Origin of the sequence: Streptomyces sp. NPDC056580, assembly GCF_042793175.1 — a bacterium.
GTDB lineage: Bacteria > Actinomycetota > Actinomycetes > Streptomycetales > Streptomycetaceae > Streptomyces.
The window spans coordinates 1-17,168 of sequence record NZ_JBHTVE010000009.1 but is presented as its reverse complement, the minus strand read 5'-3'; the positions used below and the strand labels follow the sequence as shown (position 1 = coordinate 17,168).

Genomic DNA, 17,168 nt, shown 5'->3' with positions numbered 1-17,168 from the left:
CTCAGCGGACGGCGCAGCGGTGGGTCCGGGCGGCCAGCTCGGCGGCGGCACGGCTGTCGTAGTCCGTGGCGAAGCCGCAGCGAGGAGCCGTGCAGGCTGCGGTGTGCTTCTCGCGGCCTCGGCCGTCGTAGTAGGTGGCAACCTGGACAGGCCCTATGCGAGTGACGTTGCGGAAGCGGCGATTGGCACTCATCAGCGGGTCTCCTTCGGGTCAACGCCGGTGAAGTCGGTGGCGTGCTCGGCCAGCCAGCGCAAGATCTCGTCGCCCTCGTAGCTGTCGGCGGCGAGGATCACGGGTTCGGCGATGAGCACGGCTTCGGTGAGGCGGTTCTGTCGGGTCAGCTCGGCGGCGCGTTGCAGCGCGCGGAGCGTGGACGGGCGCACGGTGGAGAGTCCTCCGGGTCAGGTGAGTTGGGTGGCGATGGCTTCGGCCAGCGGCAGCGGAACGCCGAGCCGGGCTCGAAGGGTTGAGATGTCGATCGGCGATCCGGTCCGGGTGCGGTGTTCGTCGGCGACCTTGCGCGCGAGTGTGATGAGCGCCGGCGGAACCGCAGAAGCGGAGGGCGGAATCGGTTCGGACTCTGCAGCGGGCAATTGAGGGGCAGAGGCGGAAGGTTCTGGTGCCATGGGTTCCGGGGCCGACTCGCGCCCCTCCGCCTGGGTGACGGAGGTTGCACCGTGAGCGAGCAGCGTTCCGCCAAGGAAGGCGACCGCGGGCCATCCGGCTACGAGGATGCGCAGCCAGGCCGGTACGGCGCCCAGGTCGAGCAGCCCGGCCGTGGAGACATTGGCGCCGAGCGAGGCGGTCAGGGCTACGAGGAACCAGCACCAGCCGGCCGCTTTCGCCCCACCGCACCGGAGCCGCCGCCAGGCAGCCACGAGAAGCAGGTCGACGGAGACCGGGTAAGCCCATGCCTTCCATCCGTGCTGTCCGGCGGCCGAGGCCAGATCGTGCAGGTGGGCAAAGGACAGCGCGGCGGCGATTACCGCTTGGACGAGTACGGCGTCGAGACGGATGGGCAGGGCACGCACGGCGCGACTCCTTCCGGTTCCAGGCATGGAGGGGGTAGGGACTTGGCACGGAACGGCCGTGCCAGCCGTGGGAGTGAGTGCGGTTACTCGGTGACCGGGCGAGCTGTGGCCATGGAGCCAGGCGCCACATCCGGCAGCGACGGGACGTAGGGCCGGAAGGGACTGAGCGCCGGGACGTCGGGCGCAAGATGAGCCGTCGCACGACAGGTGGCCGCAGCGTCGGCTAGGGAGAGGTAGGGAGTACGGATGCGGGACCAGCCGCCGGAGGTGTCGCCGACGACAGCCAGGCCGGGCAGCTCGGGGGCGATGGCGCACGACGCTTGGACGGCCTCAGGGGCGATGTCACCGAGCGCCATCTTCGCCGACGCTTCGTCGTTCACGCGGTGACAGACACGACCGGTGAGCTGCGCTCGAAGCATGGTCGCGCCCTTGCCGAGTTCGGCGCCGAAGCGCTGCCCGCAGACCTCGAGGTAGATCCCAGCGGCCCGGCCGAGTTGGGCGAGCCGGATGAGCTGGGTGACCATCTCGTCCCGCCGTTCCTCCTCCTTCCGCGTGGCGACCATGAAGAGCTCGGCAACCTCGTCGATGAAGAGAACAAGCGGAGCGGGGCGTTCGTCCTCCGGAAGTCCCCAGATGTCCGAGGTGATCAGTTCTTCAGCGGTGCCGGGCGCGATGCCCTGTCGCGTCTTGATCAGGTCGTATCGGTCCTCCATTTCCTTGACGAGCACGGGGAGCAGCTCAGCCGCTTGATCCGGGTCGGTTGCCAGGGCGGAGAGCCGTGACGCGAAGGGAGCCAGCTCAACCCCCCGCTTGCAGTCGATGCCGACCAGGACGACCGGTTGGGCAGCCAGCCCGGTCACCAGGTTCCGCAGGTACATGGACTTGCCCGAGAGCGTGGCACCGAGCACAAGCTCATGCGGAACGGTCCGGTAGTCCCGCACGAAGGCGGTCGCGTCTTCCCGTAACGCCACGGGCACCTGAAGCGGGCGACTGTCGGAGCGACGAGGCATCCTGACCTTCTGCAGGACGTCGAAGCCGACGAGCCGCAACTCGACGACACCTGGTTTCACGTCCCGCACATGAACTGCGTGGACGCCCCAGGCATGCCGAAGTCGTTCGGCCGAAGCCGCCACGTCCGCCGGCTCCTGTCCAGGAACCAGCCGGAGCCGCATGCGCAGACCAGTCGACGTAGGCCGGATGATCCCCCGACGAGGAGGCACCGGCCGCACCTCACGGCGGGTGGTCGCCCGGACAGCCAGAGCCCGCCACCGGGACGGCTCCACGGTGAGGCCGCAGGCATCCATTGTCGAGGAGTACGAGGCCAGCAGCCGGGCCACCGAGAGCGGCAGCCCGACCGTGGACCAGTACACCGCCGGGTAGGCGTGCCGGGCGTAGGCGGCGCCGCCTATCACGGCGAGCGGACCGCCCAGCTCCGCCAACGTCACCAGGTCCGTCACAGCGATCAGCCTGCCTGGGCCATCGGGAAGGCACCCGAAGCGATAGCGGTCGCCCGGTAGGCGATCCCGTGTCGCTCCTGGCCGTTGAAGACGCTCTGCCACGGCCGCGCCACCAGGCCCGGGAGCGAGACCGGAGCACCTACCGTCAGGCCCTCGGTCACTCCGCTTTCCGGAACGGTGACCTGGATCAGCGACGACTCGCCTTCGTCGATGTAGACGACGCCGACGGTCATCAGCGCCTCGCCGGTCCGCGCATCCTTGGCGATCTCCCCGGTCTGCCGGTCGCGCACCTTCGGCGCCGGGGCCTCAGTAAGCAAGATCGTGGCGGCGGAGGCGTCAATGCGGATCACACGCACAGGGATTCTCCCTCTGAGAGTCGATCAACCTGTCGGCCTGACAGGTTGACTTAGCAAGTTCGAAGTTAGAGTTGCCAGGTTGACTTGTCAAGTTGCTACCGACAGAGGTTCGCCCGAAGGGCGGCATCAGCTCAGGCGGTAGGTGTCTTCGAGTTCGTGCTGGTCAGCCGGGAGGAGCACGTCGGAGACCTGCAGGGAACGACCGGAGGCGTCGCAGGCGATAACCAGGACGCTCAGAACAGGGACACCGTCCGGCAGCCCCAGTAGTTCGGCCTCACGCTCTTCGGGCAGCCGAGCCGACACCCGCTCGACCACGTGATCAAAACGGATCTTTTTACGTGCCTCGAGGAGCTCACGGGTACTTCCACTCAAGGGCTTGTCGGAACCCAGTTCAGTACCTTCAGCCAAGCCGGCGGGAAAGTACGAGGAGACCAACTCCACCGCCTCGCCGCCCTCTTCGACCAGGAAGCGGCGCACGAGCACGTCGGTTCCCCTCGGGAGGCCAAGCGCAGAAGCGACCCGAGCCGGGACAGCCACGTGTCCGACTTCGATCAGCCGGCCCGCATCCTGCGACTCATCGCGTTCGAGCGCCTCGCGCCCCCGCCGGTCTTTGTGCTCGACGACCTCCGGACGACCGCGGACGATCGTGCCGTACCCCTGCCGGGACTCGAGCCAACCGTCCCGCTTCAGCAGTTCCAGCGCCCGGACGACGGTCGGGCGAGACATCCCGAAGGCCTGCACCAGTTGGTTCTCACTCGGCACACGAGTACCCGGCGCGTAGGTGCCGTCCTCGATACGGCGCTGAAGCGTCTGCGCGAGGCGCACGTACTTCGGTGGCTCCACTTCATACGCCATGAACGCCGCCTGTCGGGATTGGCCAAGTCAACTGGTCAACCAGACTAGCGACACTTGCACACCGACAGTAGGAGGGGTGGGCTATCCCATCACGCCGGCCAGGCATCGGCCACCACGAAGGAGACGACAGTTCCACCGAAGTGGCTGGGCCCCGAGTGCCAGGAGTCGGCGATGGAGTCGACCAGAACCAGCCCCCGCCCGTGTGCGTCGTTCGCCTCAGGGTGCCGCAGCCGCACGTTCGCCGGGAAGCCCGGGTTGTGCACCTCGACGCGGAGCGAGGTCCCCTCACGGAACCACTCGACTCGTACCAGCCAGGGGTCATCCGACGTGCCGTAGCTGATGGCGTTGGTCACCAGCTCAGAGATCATCAGCGCACAGTCGTCGACCGAGCAGCTCGGGTTGTGAGGAGCGATGAACTTCCGGAACCAGCGCCGGGCCCGCGGCACGGACTCCGGAACGGGATGCAAGGTCATCGCTCCGAGTCGCGGTGAGTCCTGGCACGGGTATCGGTCGATCGTGTACGCCATGGGTGCTCACTCCTTGCCGCTGCCGTCGCAGTCGAGGCAGCGCCGCTTCGACGTGGCACGGCTGCGGTCGTTGGCCGTGGAGAGCGCCAGCTCCGTCCGAGAGCCGACGCGCTTCCACCCACGCCCCCGACACCCCCGGCAAGCTAACCGCGCACCCTGCGCCGGCCGACGACTCGTCACGTCGCGCCCCCTTCTCCTCAAGTGGCCTTAGCCACTTTCTGGATAGTGGCATTGGCCACTTGCCGAGTGCAAGCGGTTCGCCGTAACTGGCGAGTCGTCAGGTGAGCGGGTATCCCTGTTCGAACGCCCAGCGGTGCGGCGGGTAGGTGGCTTCGGCGAACTCCAAGGGCCGGTCCTGGAGGTCAAAGACGACGTGATGGACGATGAGGACCGCAGATCCCGGCTCCAGCCGCAGATCGTCCGCCTCCTCGCCTGTCGCAGCCCGAGCGCACATGCGGTCCTCGGCGTAGCTGCCTTGACGCCCTGTCATCCTCTCGACGTACATGAGCGTCCCTTCCTGGATCCGCTCCGGATCCGTGAGCTTGGGCGCTCGCTGTCCGACCTCCGGAGCGAACCAGGAGGTAGACAGCGTGATCGGACCGTCCTGGTTGTTCGTCACGCGACGGCGGTGCACGGCTCGACGATCCTTCACCAGACCCAGTGCCTCGGCCACGTAGTCCGGCGCCTCCAGCCAGCCGGCCGAAGTAATCACCGCGTACTCCCCCGGCGTATAGATCTTCCCAGTCTGCCGCGCCCGCCCGTACAACTCCCTTGCGCGTCGGTTCACTTCGAGACTGCGCACATAGGTCCCCGAGCCTTGACGCTTCTCGACCAGGCCCTGATGACTCAACGCCTCCAGTGACCGCGCCGCCGTCGGGCGGGACACCTTCCAGTCAACAGCGAGCTGCCGTTCCGAGGGCACCTCGTCCCCCGGGCGCAGGTCGCCCCGGAGGATCTGATCACGGATGTAGTGGGCGATCTGAAGGTACTTCGGTTGCGCCTCCTCGATCTGAGGCATCTTCCCCTCCTAGTCCAAGTGGCTATGGCCTTTAGCCACTATAGAGTGAGTGGCCAACCTGTGAACCCGTAGTCTGAACGCATGACGAGGTTGATCGTCGCAGCAGGAGGAGGGGGCGACGCAGTCGCCGCCGCAATGCTTCACGCCGCTCTCTACGGCGGGGAGGACCAGGCGGTGATCCTCACGTACGCATGGGACCGCCTCCTGATCGACCCGCTACCGGGCCCGCGGCGGCCCGACGACTTCACCGGCCTGCAACGTCTCACCCCGGCCGTCTGGGCAGTACCGGCAGAGGCCCGCCCCGTCGCGCCCGCAGGCTCCACGCTCCCCCGACTCGCATCGGAGCTCCCGCACACCTTGGCGCTACTCGACCCGTCCGGGGGCGCCGAAGGCCTCACCCATCAGCTCGAAGACCTGGTGAGCCACATGGAGCCCGAGTCGATCGACCTCCTGGACGTCGGTGGGGACATCCTCGCGCGGGGCGACGAGCCGACGCTCAGGAGCCCACTAGCTGACGCACTCACGCTTGCCGCATGCTGCCAGGTGAACGCACCGGTGCGACTCCTGGTCGCAGGTCCGGGACTGGACGGCGAGCTCAAGCCGGAAGACATGGGGGACGTGCTGGGCGCCGTCGCCCATACCTTCACCGCAAGTGACGCGGGCTCGATCAGCGCCGTCTTGGAGTGGCACCCGTCCGAAGCGACAGCCCTCCTTGCGGCAGCGGCCCGAGGCGTACGAGGCACATGCGAGATCCGAGACGCAGGACTCCCCGTACCGCTCACGGATGAGAGCCCGCGGGTGCACGAGGTCGACCTGGACGACGCCATCAGCCGCAACGAGCTGGCCCGAGCCATCATGGCAACAGCGCACTTGGATGAGGCCGAAGCCCATAGCCGCGAGATCTGTGGCTCCTCGGAAATCGACTACGAGCGCAACAAGGCCCTATGGCTCGGCGACCGGGAGCTGGCCAAGCTGGACCCAGCGGCCATCTGGCCGCAGCTCGAGGAGTTCGAGCGCGAAGCCCGGGCCCACGGCATCAGCCACACAACGTTCCGCCGCATCACTGAGGCACTGGATCTCAGCGGCGCTCAGCGCGACGACTTGCGGCGGCTGCTCATCGATAGTCGGCCGGAGCAGTACGACGCGCCCTTGTGGCGCATCCCAGACGGCACCTGAGTAACAACTTTCTTCACGGGTTCAAGGCGGCTCGCTCCGCTCACCGCGCGCGGCCCGGCCCCCGGCCGGACCTGCGCTCCTGTCTTCGCCCCGCTCCAGCCCGGCCGGCGTCCGTGCCGCGCTCACAGCGATCAGTCGCCTGACATGAAAGAAGGGGTACATCGTGGCTGGGGCGGTCGGCTCCACGGCTTTAGGCAGCCACCATGGGGCGAGCCTCGAAGATTATGGCCCCAACGTCGTGCTTTATCGGGCAGGTCCACAGACTGCCCGACGCGCCGAAAGCTTACGGGGCCATAATCACTCGCCCCATGGCAGCTCCAGCCCAAAGCCGCTACACCGACCGCGATCGCAAGCTCAGCACGCACGAGGTGAAAGAGCAGCTTCCGGGCAAGCCCGGACTCGCTTCGGAGGCGAAGGCGGGCTAGCCGCCTCCTGGGCGGCCCCGCCATGCATCCGCCGCCCGGTCGCCGTGGCCGCGGCAGCCTCGCGAGCCTGAGCCGATGAAGCAGAAACTCGGCGAGTCCTGGCCCCCTGCGACTCTCCCACATAGAGGCACGAGGCGGGATGGTAGCAATCGAGCAGTGAGCCGGCAGCCCATATCGAGCGAGCACCGATCACCGTGAAATGCTTTTACCTGCCGGTCACGGCTCGCCTGATAGCTTGCAGATAACTTGAGAGCTGCTCGGCTGCGGGTATTTCCTGCTCAGCGAGCAGGTCACGTACCAGCGCGGCATCTGCGGCGGACAGTTCCAACAGAGGCCGTCGGATACGAACGCCCCAGGCCCTTTTATCAGGGAACGCCCCAAGGCGGTCGACCAACGGGGCCAGTCCCACGCCCGTGCGGTACGGGGTTAGGGTTCGCACATCAATGTCACAGCCAGACGTAAAAACACGGCCTGCAAGTTTCACTGGCTTGTTCAAGACCCTTACTGGTGAAGTCACGTACGCACGGCCGATGATCCGCCCTTGGTCCTTCTTCGGATCATGCCAACACCCACGTGTTGTGTAGATCAGCAGTTCGTCCCCGGGCTCCAACCGTTGCACTTCGGTCTGCCGACGCGCGGGGAAGGCCATCCGCTGTTGGTCCAGGACCCATGCGACGGCTTCGCGCTCGCCGAGGACAAGCAGGTAGACACGCATGCCGCCGATTCTATGGACAACCGGTGAGAGGGAGGCGGCGCCGCAAACGCGTCCAAGCCCAGCGAGTCGGCTTGCCTGTGGCGGCTCGCAGGCTCGCCCTCGCCTGCCAGCGCATCGATGTACCTGGAGCCCTCCTGCCTGATGAATGACTCATCATCATCCACCCACGCCGGTTGAACGGACGAGCAGGCCCCTCCCTGGCGACGAGCCCTGTTCAACGCCCTATGCGGCGCCGTTGTACACCGCTTCGACAACGACGGCCTCGACCTCCAGCCAAGGGCGCCACCGACCACACCTGACAGCACCAACCGCTGGCGAAGCCGAGACTTAGCCCTGAGCCCTCCGCCGCCTTCGTACGGCATCCCCTGGTTTCCGGGTCAACCAGAAGTTCGTGATCAGGTCATGGATCATGGACTTGAGCAGTAGAGTTGTGGAGCTTTTGGTCAGAATCATTCGGCGTCCAACTGGTGCGCCATGGACTGCAATGGGGTGCGGAGCGAGTTGGCTACGGCTACCACGACGGTGCACGATGTACTCAAAGCGATCCGTAACGGATCCACAGGGAACAGGGATCGTGGCACCCGCTTCGAAGAGCTGATGGTCCAGTACCTAAGCACAGATCCGCAGTGGACCGAGCAGTTCACCCGGGTGTGGATGTGGGCCGATTGGCCAGGCACGGAACAGGACAAACGGGACACCGGCATTGACCTGGTGGCACAGGACCGGGAAACCGGTGGCTTCTGCGCGATTCAGTGCAAGTTCTATGAGCCGCATCATACGGTCCGCAAGGAGGACATTGACTCCTTCTTCACAGCCTCAGGCAAGGGCGCCTTCACGCGTCGGATGATCATCTCCACGACAGACAGGTGGAGCGTCCACGCGGAAGAGGCGCTGGACGACCAGCAGGTACCCGTTACCCGCATAGGACTGGCTGACATCGCGAACAGCGCTGTCGAGTGGCACTTGCCCGCAGAGGGCATCGACCATGAAGTCCAGATGACCTTGCGGGACAAGAAGAGTCCGCGCCCCCACCAGACGGCGGCGATCGACGACGTCTTCGCCGGCTTCGCCGAGCATGACCGCGGAAAACTGATCATGGCCTGCGGCACAGGCAAGACCTTCACCAGCCTGAAGATCGCCGAGCGGCTTCAGCAAGAGCGGTCCGAAGCCGGCCAGGGTGAACACACCACTGTTTTGTTCCTAGTGCCCTCGATTGCCCTACTCTCACAGTCTCTGCGTGAGTGGTCGTTCGAGGCTGAGGTCTCACTGCGTGCCTTCGCGGTCTGCTCCGACGCCCAGGTCGGCAAGCAGAAGGCCCAGGGTGACGACAAGGACATGTCGACCCACGACCTAGCTTTGCCGGCGACTACTAGCCCCGACCGGCTAATGACGCAAATGGCGAGCATGGAGGCTGTTCCGGGCCTGACAGTAGTTTTCTCAACCTATCAGTCGATCGCGACAATCTCCGCCGCTCAGAAGTCGGGCATGCCGCGGTTCGATCTAATCCTTTGCGATGAGGCCCACCGCACTACCGGCGTGACCCTGTCCGGTCACGATGAGTCAGCGTTCGTTCGCGTCCACGACGACAACTTCATCGGCGCTGACCGCCGCCTGTACATGACCGCTACCCCCCGCGTGTACAGCGACGACACGAAGCAGGAAGCCAAGGGCGCCGCCGCGGCCATCGCCTCGATGGACGACGAGAGGAAGTACGGTCCGGAGTTTCACCGCCTCGGCTTCGGCAAAGCCGTGGAGCAAGGCCTACTCACCGACTACAAGGTGCTCATCCTAACCATCGATGAAGGCGTGGTCGCCAAGACCCTCCAGGAAGGTTTCGCTGGTGGTGACTCCGAGCTGCGACTCGATGATGCAGCGAAAATCATCGGCTGCTGGAATGCGCTAGCCAAGCGCACCGGCACCTTCGCCGACGGCTCCGGCTTCGGTAAGGACGAAGCACCGATGAAGCGGGCAGTGGCTTTCTCCCGCTCTATCGCCGACTCCAGGGCCATTACTGATCGGTTCAATGACGTCATCGACGCGTATGACGGAGCCGAAGACGATGTTCTGCATTGCGGAGTTGAGCATGTCGACGGCACATTTAACACTCTGCGGCGTAACCAACTCCTTGACTGGCTAAAGCAGGACCCCGGCCCAAACAACGCCCGCATTCTGTCCAATGCGCGCTGCCTATCCGAAGGCGTGGATGTACCAAGCCTGGATGCGGTATTGTTCCTCAACCCACGGAACTCCGTCGTTGACGTTGTGCAGTCTGTTGGCCGAGTTATGCGCGTGGCTCCGGGTAAGAACTACGGCTACATCATCCTGCCCGTGGCTGTTCCCGCTGGTGTCTCCCCGGAAAAGGCCCTCTCGGATAATCAGCGCTTTAAGACCGTTTGGCAAGTCCTCCAGGCGCTGCGTGCCCACGACGACCGTTTTAACGCAACCGTCAACCAAATCGAACTGAACAAGAAGAAGCCCGACATCATCGGCCACGGCCACATCGGTGCCGAGCCGGAGGCGGTCGGAGATAAGGATGGGTCCAGCACCGCGGATAGCGCCGAGGCCGCTAAGGCTAAGGAGGCTCAGACTGCCCAGCATGTGCAGGACGTTTTGTTCTCGGTGAGTGACTGGCGTGAGGCAATCTATGCCCGGATTGTCGACAAGGTCGGCGAGCGCCACTACTGGGAGGACTGGGCTAAGGACATCGCCCAGATCGCCGACCGTCACGTCACCCGCATCCGGGCTGCTCTCACAATCCCCGAAAAGAGGGTGTCTTTCGAAGAGTTTGTCGGTGAACTGCGCACCACCATAAACCCTGGCGTCACTGAGGCGGACGCTATTGATATGCTCGCGCAACACATCGTCACTAAGCCGGTATTTGATGCCCTATTCAAAGACTATGCGTTCGCCGAGAACAACCCGGTGTCGAAGGCCATGCAGCGCATACTTGACGTTCTGGATAATCAAGGCCTAGACAGCGAAAGCAAGACGCTGGCCGATTTCTATCATTCAGTTCGCGTCCGAGCCGAAGGAATCGACAATCACGAAGGCCGTCAGCGCGTGATTGTCGAGTTGTACGACAAGTTCTTCAAGACTGCCCTCCCTAAGACCGCTGACGCTCTCGGCATCGTATATACCCCGATTGAAGTCGTCGATTTCATCATCCGGGCTACCGAGCAAGCCATGCTTACTCACCTTGGTCGCTCATTGAGTGACGAGGGTGTCCACATCATTGACCCATTCGTGGGTACTGGAACCTTCCCCGTCCGCCTTCTACAGTCCGGCTTGATTAAGCCAAGAGACCTGCTTCGCAAATACAGCAATGAGTTGCACGCTAATGAGATCGTACTGCTCGCGTACTACATCGCGGCTGTAAACATCGAAGCGGCATTCATGGAACTAGCCGGCCAGGAGGCGGAGTACCAACCTTTCGAGGGCATCGTCTTGGCAGACACCTTCCAGCTCGCCGAAGGACGGGCGGCTCAGTTGGAAGGCATGGACGTGCTGGCCAGCAACAGTGAGCGAGCTAAGAGGCAAAAGGCCCAGCCGGTCATGGTGGTCGTCGGAAACCCGCCCTACTCAGTGGGGCAAGACAGCCAGAACGACGACAACCAGAACCTCAAATACGAGACGCTGGACGAGCGTATCAGGGAAACATACGCAGCGCTTTCAACCGCGAGCACTGTCCGTACGCTTTACGACTCCTATATTCGCGCCATAAGGTGGGCCTCTGACCGCCTGCAAGGGGAAGGGGTCGTCGCTTATGTTTCCAACGGTGGTTACATCGACGGGAATACCTACGACGGCCTACGCAGGGCACTGTGTGAGGAATTCTCCGCAATCTACTGCTACAACCTACGAGGCAATGCTCGCACCGCCGGGGAACAACGAAAGAAGGAGGCAGGTAACGTCTTCGAGTCAGGCAGTCGCAACACCGTTGCCATCCTGATTCTAGTTAAATCCGACCAGGACGCCGATGGAAGTACAGACTGTAAGCTGCATTACCGAGACATCGGCGATTACTTGAATCGCGAAAGTAAGCTGCGAATCCTCGGTAGTCAAGGTCTGGACGACGTGCAGTGGGAGCAGCTCCAGCCCAACCTGGACGGTGACTGGATCAACCAGCGCGACGAGCGGTTTGCCGAGTTCCAGGCCCTTATCGACGCCGAAAAAACTGCACGATCGGATGCCATATTTGCTTTGCACTCCCTGGGGCTTGGCACGAACCGAGACGCCTGGGTCTACAACTATTCGAAGCAACGCCTTAAGGAGAACGTCGAGTCCACAATCGACTTCTACAATACGCAGGTCGGAGATTTCACTGATTACTGTACGTCCAAAGGGATCATTGCACCTAAGGTCTCTGATGTCGAGAAATTCATCGACCGCAACCCTCGCAAGATCAGCTGGTCCTCAAGCCTGATTCCAAAGGTGGCCCGGAGCAAAAAAATCACCTTCGACTCCGAGAAAGTGACCACTGGCACCTATCGACCGTTCAGTCGTCAGGCCGTCTACTTCGACCAGGACCTGAATCACAGGCGGGGCAAGCTGCCCAAAATGTTTCCTGCTCCAGGACTGTCTAACTGGGGCTTCTACGTTACAAGCCCGGGATCGGATAAACCATTCTCGGTTCTCGCGGTTGACTCACTTCCTGACCTCGCCTACTGGGGTTCGAGTGGTGGCCAGTTCTTTCCCCGGTATACGTATCAGGAAATGACAGTCGAGGGCGGCTTTGACTTCGACGAGAGCGAGGACACCCTAGAACGCGTCGACAACATTACCGACGCCACTCTTCGTAAATACCGGGACTCCTACGCTGATCCAGCCATCACCAAGGCAGACATCTTCTACTACGTCTACGGCCTACTACACTCCCCCAAATACCGTGATCAGTTCGCTGCTGATTTGAAGAAGTCTCTGCCTCGAATCCCCCAAGTCCGCGACTTCCGCGGGTTCGCCGAAGCCGGCCGCAAACTAGTCGACCTCCACATCAACTATGAGCGAGCAGAGCCGTGGAAGGGGATCGTCGAGCAGGTAGTCGGAGACGCCTTGGCAACTCCGCCGCGTGAGTTGTACCGCGTTGCCAAGATGAGGATTCCTAAGACGAAGGGCGCCGCGGATCGTTCGAGGATCATCTACAACAGCCGCATCACCCTCACCAACGTCCCCGAGGAGGCCTACCGCTACCAGCTTGGTGCCCGCTCCGCGATCGAGTGGATCATCGACCGTTATCAAGTGACGGTCGACACGAAGGGAAAGAGTGAAATCACCAACGATCCCAACGACTGGTCCGATGACCCGCGTTACATCATCGATCTACTCAAGCGGATCGTCACAGTCAGCCTGGAGACGATGAAGATCGTCGATTGTCTTCCTGATCTTGCCTTCTTGGAGTAGCAGGCCAGCCATTCATGGCGGGTGCTTCTGTCCATGAATGGCTGGGCCCCGGACCTGCTGTTTTGACAGGAAGGAATGCAGCCTCCGGAACTGCGTTCGTTTGTCAGTGCTGCCAGGTACGGGCAAAACTTCGGTCAGTGACTGGCATCCGTACACGGCTCCCCAGACATTGGCTACGGCGGGCTGTGACGTAAGTGTCACAGCCCGCCGTACTGTGACTAGGTCCTCCCAAAGGCTGCTACCTAACGAAGAGGACGTGCCAGCCGGCGAGGACGATGGCAGTCGTCCAAACCAGGTAGGCAAGGTGAACGGTCCGGCGCTCGTCAGCAATGGCGAACCGGACCGTTCGACCCACTTGCCTGAATAGCTCTCTCATCATTGCAATCGCTCCGCTTCGACAAATTCCGAGACATGAAGCCCTCAACCTTCCCTTGCTCAGAACACAAAAAAGCCCGACTTCAATTTCCAGAAACAAAACTGGAAAGTGAAATCAGGCTTTACATTTTCGACAATCTTCAATTAGCAATCTACATGCTCTGAATATTCTCTCGCAAATATGCGCGTCTATCATGACCGCAGACCGCACGCACGAGGACCGAGCTCTTTGGCGATTCTATCATGAGGTGATGACCTGTCAACCAGCCCATAGGGCGGCCCCGTTCTGACGGTCTGCCTCATCCTCTCCGCCTCTGCATCCACCTGAGGTTGGCTCAGGGTTACTGGTCCTTGCTGGGACATACCTTGTGGTCAGGATCCCACCAGATCGGATAGAAGATCCGGGGACTGTCACTAGAGAGGACTCCCCAGAGGCGCTCCATGTTGCCGGTGCGGAAGCGGAACAGCTCATCGAAGTCGTCGAGCTGCAATTCAACCAGTCGATTCTGGGCTTCCTTGCACAGGTGGTCGCGGGGGATCGACTTGTGCTTGGGCCCCCGGCGCCGGCCGCCGGTCTGCTGCTGTCGTATCTCTCGCCAGGTGAGACGTTCCATCTCCGACAGAAAGTCCACGATCTTCAGCAGCGTCTGATCAGTGATCTTCCATGACCAAGAGCCATCGTGCTGGCGGTCCAACAGGGAAGTCCGCCACACCGGATGTTGTTCGTCCATTTCGCCGGGCACGGCGACGCCCCGGAGGCGGCTGGGGACGCGCTCTGGGGCGGAGGGCACAGCAGCCATAGGGACCCGCTTGTGAGCAGGTCTCTTGTTGTTCCCTCCCACACGCCCCCCTGATGTGGCCTATCAGACGCTCTCTGTATCGTTTCGGCTGGCCAGAGAAGCATAGAAGGACTGCATCGACTCGGGCGTGATCTCCGCTTCGCTGCGTTCAGTCGGCGGGACGCCGTCGCGAGCGTCGATCCACGGGCGCTCACTGTGCGTGAGGTCGCTAAGCTGCTGGGCAGTGAGCTTGGCGTAAGCGTCGATCACTGCGTCAATCGTGGCCTTCTGGTCAGCGCTGAGCTGAGTGGGATCGCCTGACGGCCAGTTGTGGATCGTGAACTGGCCTCGGTGCTGCGCATACAGAGCCCGCACCACCGGCCCATTCGCCCAAGCCTCGATGCGTTCATCGAAGAGAGGCTGCTCGTCCCAGACGAGGGACCAAGCCTGGGAGTAGTAGCACAGCTTCTGCAGCTTCATCGCGGACAGCGGACCAGTCTTCGTCAGGATGTATGCCGCTACGTCGTGTGCGTTCCCCATGGTGCCCCCTTTCGTCTCGTCCCTTCCACGTTAGACCAAGCGCTTATCTAACGCGTTGGCGGGTGGCGTGGCGGGCGAGACTCTCCCCCAGACAGTCTCAGCGTATCGACCCGCACCGTCGCTGGTAAGTGGACGGGTGAAGCTGTGGACACAATGCGACCACTCGAACATACGACCGGACAGATGGCCGGTGTAACCATCGATCAGCGGTCTGACATGGGGGTTTCGTGAGGGGCTGACCAAGAGTCCAAAGCGATCGAGCGCTCAGAGGAGGCGGCTTCGGGTCTGAGGCGCCCGGGGTCGTCCCGATCTCACCGGCAGTGCGCTCGGTTACTGCCGGCCCCCGTAGCGCACGGGTCAGCCGTGGACTCCCTGTGGACGGATTGTGCGCCGTCGACTGTCCACGAGCCTATGACCTGTGCGTACACCGGAGTCACAAGCGCCCTCCGGAGCCGTGTGCGCAGGCTCCTGCTCAAAGGGGGCCCAGCATGAGCGGCCAGAGATCCCATCACCAGCGGACCGGCTGAGGCCGTGCGGGCGGGTGCTGACCCCAGCGGCCGTGTGTCGGTGTAGCCACACCCTTCCAGCGCTACGGCCTTTGCAGGCCAAGCCCACTCCTGTAGCCAGTCGCCGCGCCGTCTTCTGCCTCGACTCACGCTGGTGTCGGGACGGGGCAGGCGGGCTCGCACTCGCACCACCAGCCGGCCCACCTACCTGAGACGGCGACTACCGGTAGAAGACGGCCACGCCACCGTGGTGCGAGCAGGCTCCTTGATGGTGAGCGGCGTATGAGTACGTGCCGTCGTTGCACAGGGCCGTCGCGCCGCCGCCGGCGGAGCTGGAGCCGCCTGACGAACTGGAGCCGCCGCTGGACGACGATCCGCCGGACGTCGAACTGCCGCCCGTTCCCGACCCTGCGGCAGCGGCGTGCGCGGTGACGGTCACCTTCACCTTGACCTTGACCGTCTTCGTCACTGTCGGCGCGGGCTTCGGCTTCGCGGTCTCAGTCGCGGTGGCTGTCGCGGTGACCGTGGCCGTGGCCGTCGGCCGGACCTTGTCGTTGGCCACCGCCTTCGTTGCGTCCGGGTTCTGGCCGTCGGCGCCGGCGCTGCCTACACCGATGATGAACGCGAGGCCCAAGGCGGGCAGCACGAATCGCTTGCGCGCCCACTTGGGTGCAGGACGAACGACCGGCGGTCCGGGCGGAGGCTGAAACGGCGGCGGTTGAGGCTGGTAATAGCTCACGAGACCCCCCTGGCTAAGTACGTGAGGGGTGAAACTACCTGCGCCGACACATCAAATGTGAGGAGTCAGTGAAGAAAGTGACTTAGTTGTGACGTCGCAGTCCCAGTTGTCTTCGCAGGGGCGCCACTCCCGCCCGCTCAAGCCGTCACCCCGCCACGCCGCCATCCCGTCACGCCGTCACCTTCGGCCTGGTGACCACCGGGTAAGTGGCCGGGAGGAGGGAGGCTCGCAGGTAAGCGCTCATCCATCGCGGATCCAGGCATCTTGCTCGGCCTCCGCCCGGAGCGTTACGACTCCACTGATACTGAGACGCCGGCCTCCAGCCCGCTTTCCGCTGTCCGGACCGCCGCCTCAGGCCGCTGGCCGGGGATATGGTCGACCAACCACGGGCTTGCCCATCGCTGCGGCGATGTGTTCCTGCAGTACCTTCCGACGTTCCTCGAAGAAGGCGTCGAAGTCGTCGGCCCGCATCAGCCCGGGTCCACGAGGTGTCCTGACGCGCTGCTCGACGCCCTTCGGGCTCCCCCCAACACACAGTCCGCTGCCGCGGAGATGCCAGAAGGGGTACGCCGGTGTGGCCTTCGCGTTCGGAAGACCGAACTCAAGGAGCAGCGGGCCCACTTCGTCCCGGAACTGGGACCACGGGGTCATGCGGGGCCGCTCGCCGGCTTCGCGGGAAATCGCCCACAGCAGGCTCAACGGCTGGTGACGGCTGGGTGCCGGGGCCCCGGGGCCACGGGAGACCTTGAGCTTCCGTAGGCGGCCCAGCAGGGCCGCACGGTTCCAGGGGGTCTCCCCGGTCTCCACCACGAAGCCGAGGTCACGCAGTCGGCGCGCCACCGTGGCCGCGCCGCCGCTGAAGTCACCCGGGCTGAGGAAGTCGCCGGTGGCGTGCCCGTGGGCGACACCGGCGATGGCCTTCGAGTCGTAGCGAAGCCCACCCAGGACCAGCTCGTACGATGTGGCCCGCCCGAAGCCGTACGTCTGGAGGAAGTTGTCGCGGCCCATACGGCGGAACTCCTCGGTCGCCGCGATGACGTCCTCGTACTTGATGTCCCCCAGCCCCATGCGGCAAAGGTTAGTCGGACAGTAGGACGATCCTCACGGCAAGCTCAGCAGCGTTTTCCGACCCTCCCTGAACCCCCTCCCGCGCGCTCGAAGGCCCCGCACCGGTAGCTTCCGTTCTAGTGGTCGTCGCAACACCCCAGTTCAGGGGATGCGATGGACTTCGAGATCCGGAAGAGCCGCAAGGAGCAAGGGCCCCGCAAGCT

15 protein-coding genes are annotated in these 17,168 nt (G+C 63.6%); 2 read left to right on the top strand and 13 right to left on the bottom strand.

All coding sequences use genetic code 11. The annotated features are described in order from the left end of the window. Position 1 precedes the first annotated feature (1 nt). From ACFQ9Z_RS20840 to ACFQ9Z_RS20805, 8 genes are all read right to left on the bottom strand, one after another. A complete protein-coding gene (locus ACFQ9Z_RS20840) occupies positions 2–193 on the bottom strand; it encodes a mobile element transfer protein (RefSeq protein WP_123436665.1) in 192 nt (63 codons plus the stop codon). Next, a complete protein-coding gene (locus ACFQ9Z_RS20835) occupies positions 193–384 on the bottom strand; it encodes a hypothetical protein (protein ID WP_123436666.1) in 192 nt (63 codons plus the stop codon). The genes ACFQ9Z_RS20840 and ACFQ9Z_RS20835 overlap by 1 nt, the downstream gene beginning before the upstream one ends. Positions 385–402: 18 nt before the next feature. Next, positions 403–1,032, bottom strand: coding sequence for a DUF2637 domain-containing protein (locus ACFQ9Z_RS20830; RefSeq protein WP_383020107.1), 630 nt, complete (start codon positions 1,030–1,032; stop codon positions 403–405). A gap of 83 nt (positions 1,033–1,115) precedes the next feature. Next, a complete protein-coding gene (locus ACFQ9Z_RS20825; protein WP_383021335.1) occupies positions 1,116–2,489 on the bottom strand; it encodes an FtsK/SpoIIIE domain-containing protein in 1,374 nt (457 codons plus the stop codon). A gap of 5 nt (positions 2,490–2,494) precedes the next feature. Then, the gene (locus tag ACFQ9Z_RS20820) at positions 2,495–2,845 is read right to left on the bottom strand and encodes a hypothetical protein (RefSeq protein WP_383020104.1); all 351 of its coding nucleotides are present in this window, start codon (positions 2,843–2,845) and stop codon (positions 2,495–2,497) included. A 126-nt stretch (positions 2,846–2,971) separates the two neighbouring features. Further along, positions 2,972–3,700, bottom strand: a complete 729-nt coding sequence (locus ACFQ9Z_RS20815) for a GntR family transcriptional regulator (protein WP_383020101.1) — start codon at positions 3,698–3,700, stop codon at positions 2,972–2,974. 89 nt (positions 3,701–3,789) lie between these two features. Next, positions 3,790–4,227, bottom strand: a complete 438-nt coding sequence (locus ACFQ9Z_RS20810) for an ATP-binding protein (RefSeq protein WP_351662859.1) — start codon at positions 4,225–4,227, stop codon at positions 3,790–3,792. A 277-nt stretch (positions 4,228–4,504) separates the two neighbouring features. Beyond that, positions 4,505–5,245 (bottom strand): GntR family transcriptional regulator, encoded by a 741-nt coding sequence (locus tag ACFQ9Z_RS20805; protein ID WP_123436672.1) that lies wholly within the window; start codon positions 5,243–5,245, stop codon positions 4,505–4,507. Positions 5,246–5,326: 81 nt separating this feature from the next. On the opposite strand from ACFQ9Z_RS20805, the gene ACFQ9Z_RS20800 reads away from it, so the two are divergent. Continuing rightward, entirely contained in the window at positions 5,327–6,421 is a 1,095-nt protein-coding gene (locus ACFQ9Z_RS20800) for a DUF1152 domain-containing protein (protein ID WP_383020094.1), read from the top strand. A 630-nt stretch (positions 6,422–7,051) separates the two neighbouring features. On the opposite strand, the gene ACFQ9Z_RS20795 is transcribed toward ACFQ9Z_RS20800, so the two are convergent. Beyond that, a complete protein-coding gene (locus tag ACFQ9Z_RS20795) occupies positions 7,052–7,561 on the bottom strand; it encodes a hypothetical protein (RefSeq protein ID WP_383020090.1) in 510 nt (169 codons plus the stop codon). Positions 7,562–8,083: 522 nt separating this feature from the next. On the opposite strand from ACFQ9Z_RS20795, the gene ACFQ9Z_RS20790 reads away from it, so the two are divergent. Continuing rightward, positions 8,084–12,958, top strand: a complete 4,875-nt coding sequence (locus ACFQ9Z_RS20790; protein WP_383020087.1) for a DEAD/DEAH box helicase — start codon at positions 8,084–8,086, stop codon at positions 12,956–12,958. Positions 12,959–13,674: 716 nt separating this feature from the next. Here ACFQ9Z_RS20790 and ACFQ9Z_RS20785 read toward each other — a convergent pair. From ACFQ9Z_RS20785 to ACFQ9Z_RS20770, 4 genes are all read right to left on the bottom strand, one after another. Further along, complete coding sequence (locus ACFQ9Z_RS20785; RefSeq protein ID WP_383020084.1) at positions 13,675–14,133, bottom strand: hypothetical protein; 459 nt, start codon at positions 14,131–14,133, stop codon at positions 13,675–13,677. A 63-nt stretch (positions 14,134–14,196) separates the two neighbouring features. Then, positions 14,197–14,592, bottom strand: coding sequence for a Panacea domain-containing protein (locus tag ACFQ9Z_RS20780; protein ID WP_383020081.1), 396 nt, complete (start codon positions 14,590–14,592; stop codon positions 14,197–14,199). Between the two features lie 786 nt (positions 14,593–15,378). Continuing rightward, the gene (locus ACFQ9Z_RS20775; protein WP_383020078.1) at positions 15,379–15,897 is read right to left on the bottom strand and encodes a DUF3761 domain-containing protein; all 519 of its coding nucleotides are present in this window, start codon (positions 15,895–15,897) and stop codon (positions 15,379–15,381) included. 351 nt (positions 15,898–16,248) lie between these two features. Then, on the bottom strand, positions 16,249–16,965 hold the full coding sequence (locus ACFQ9Z_RS20770) for a hypothetical protein (RefSeq protein ID WP_383020074.1): 717 nt from the start codon (positions 16,963–16,965) through the stop codon (positions 16,249–16,251). Positions 16,966–17,168 lie beyond the last annotated feature (203 nt).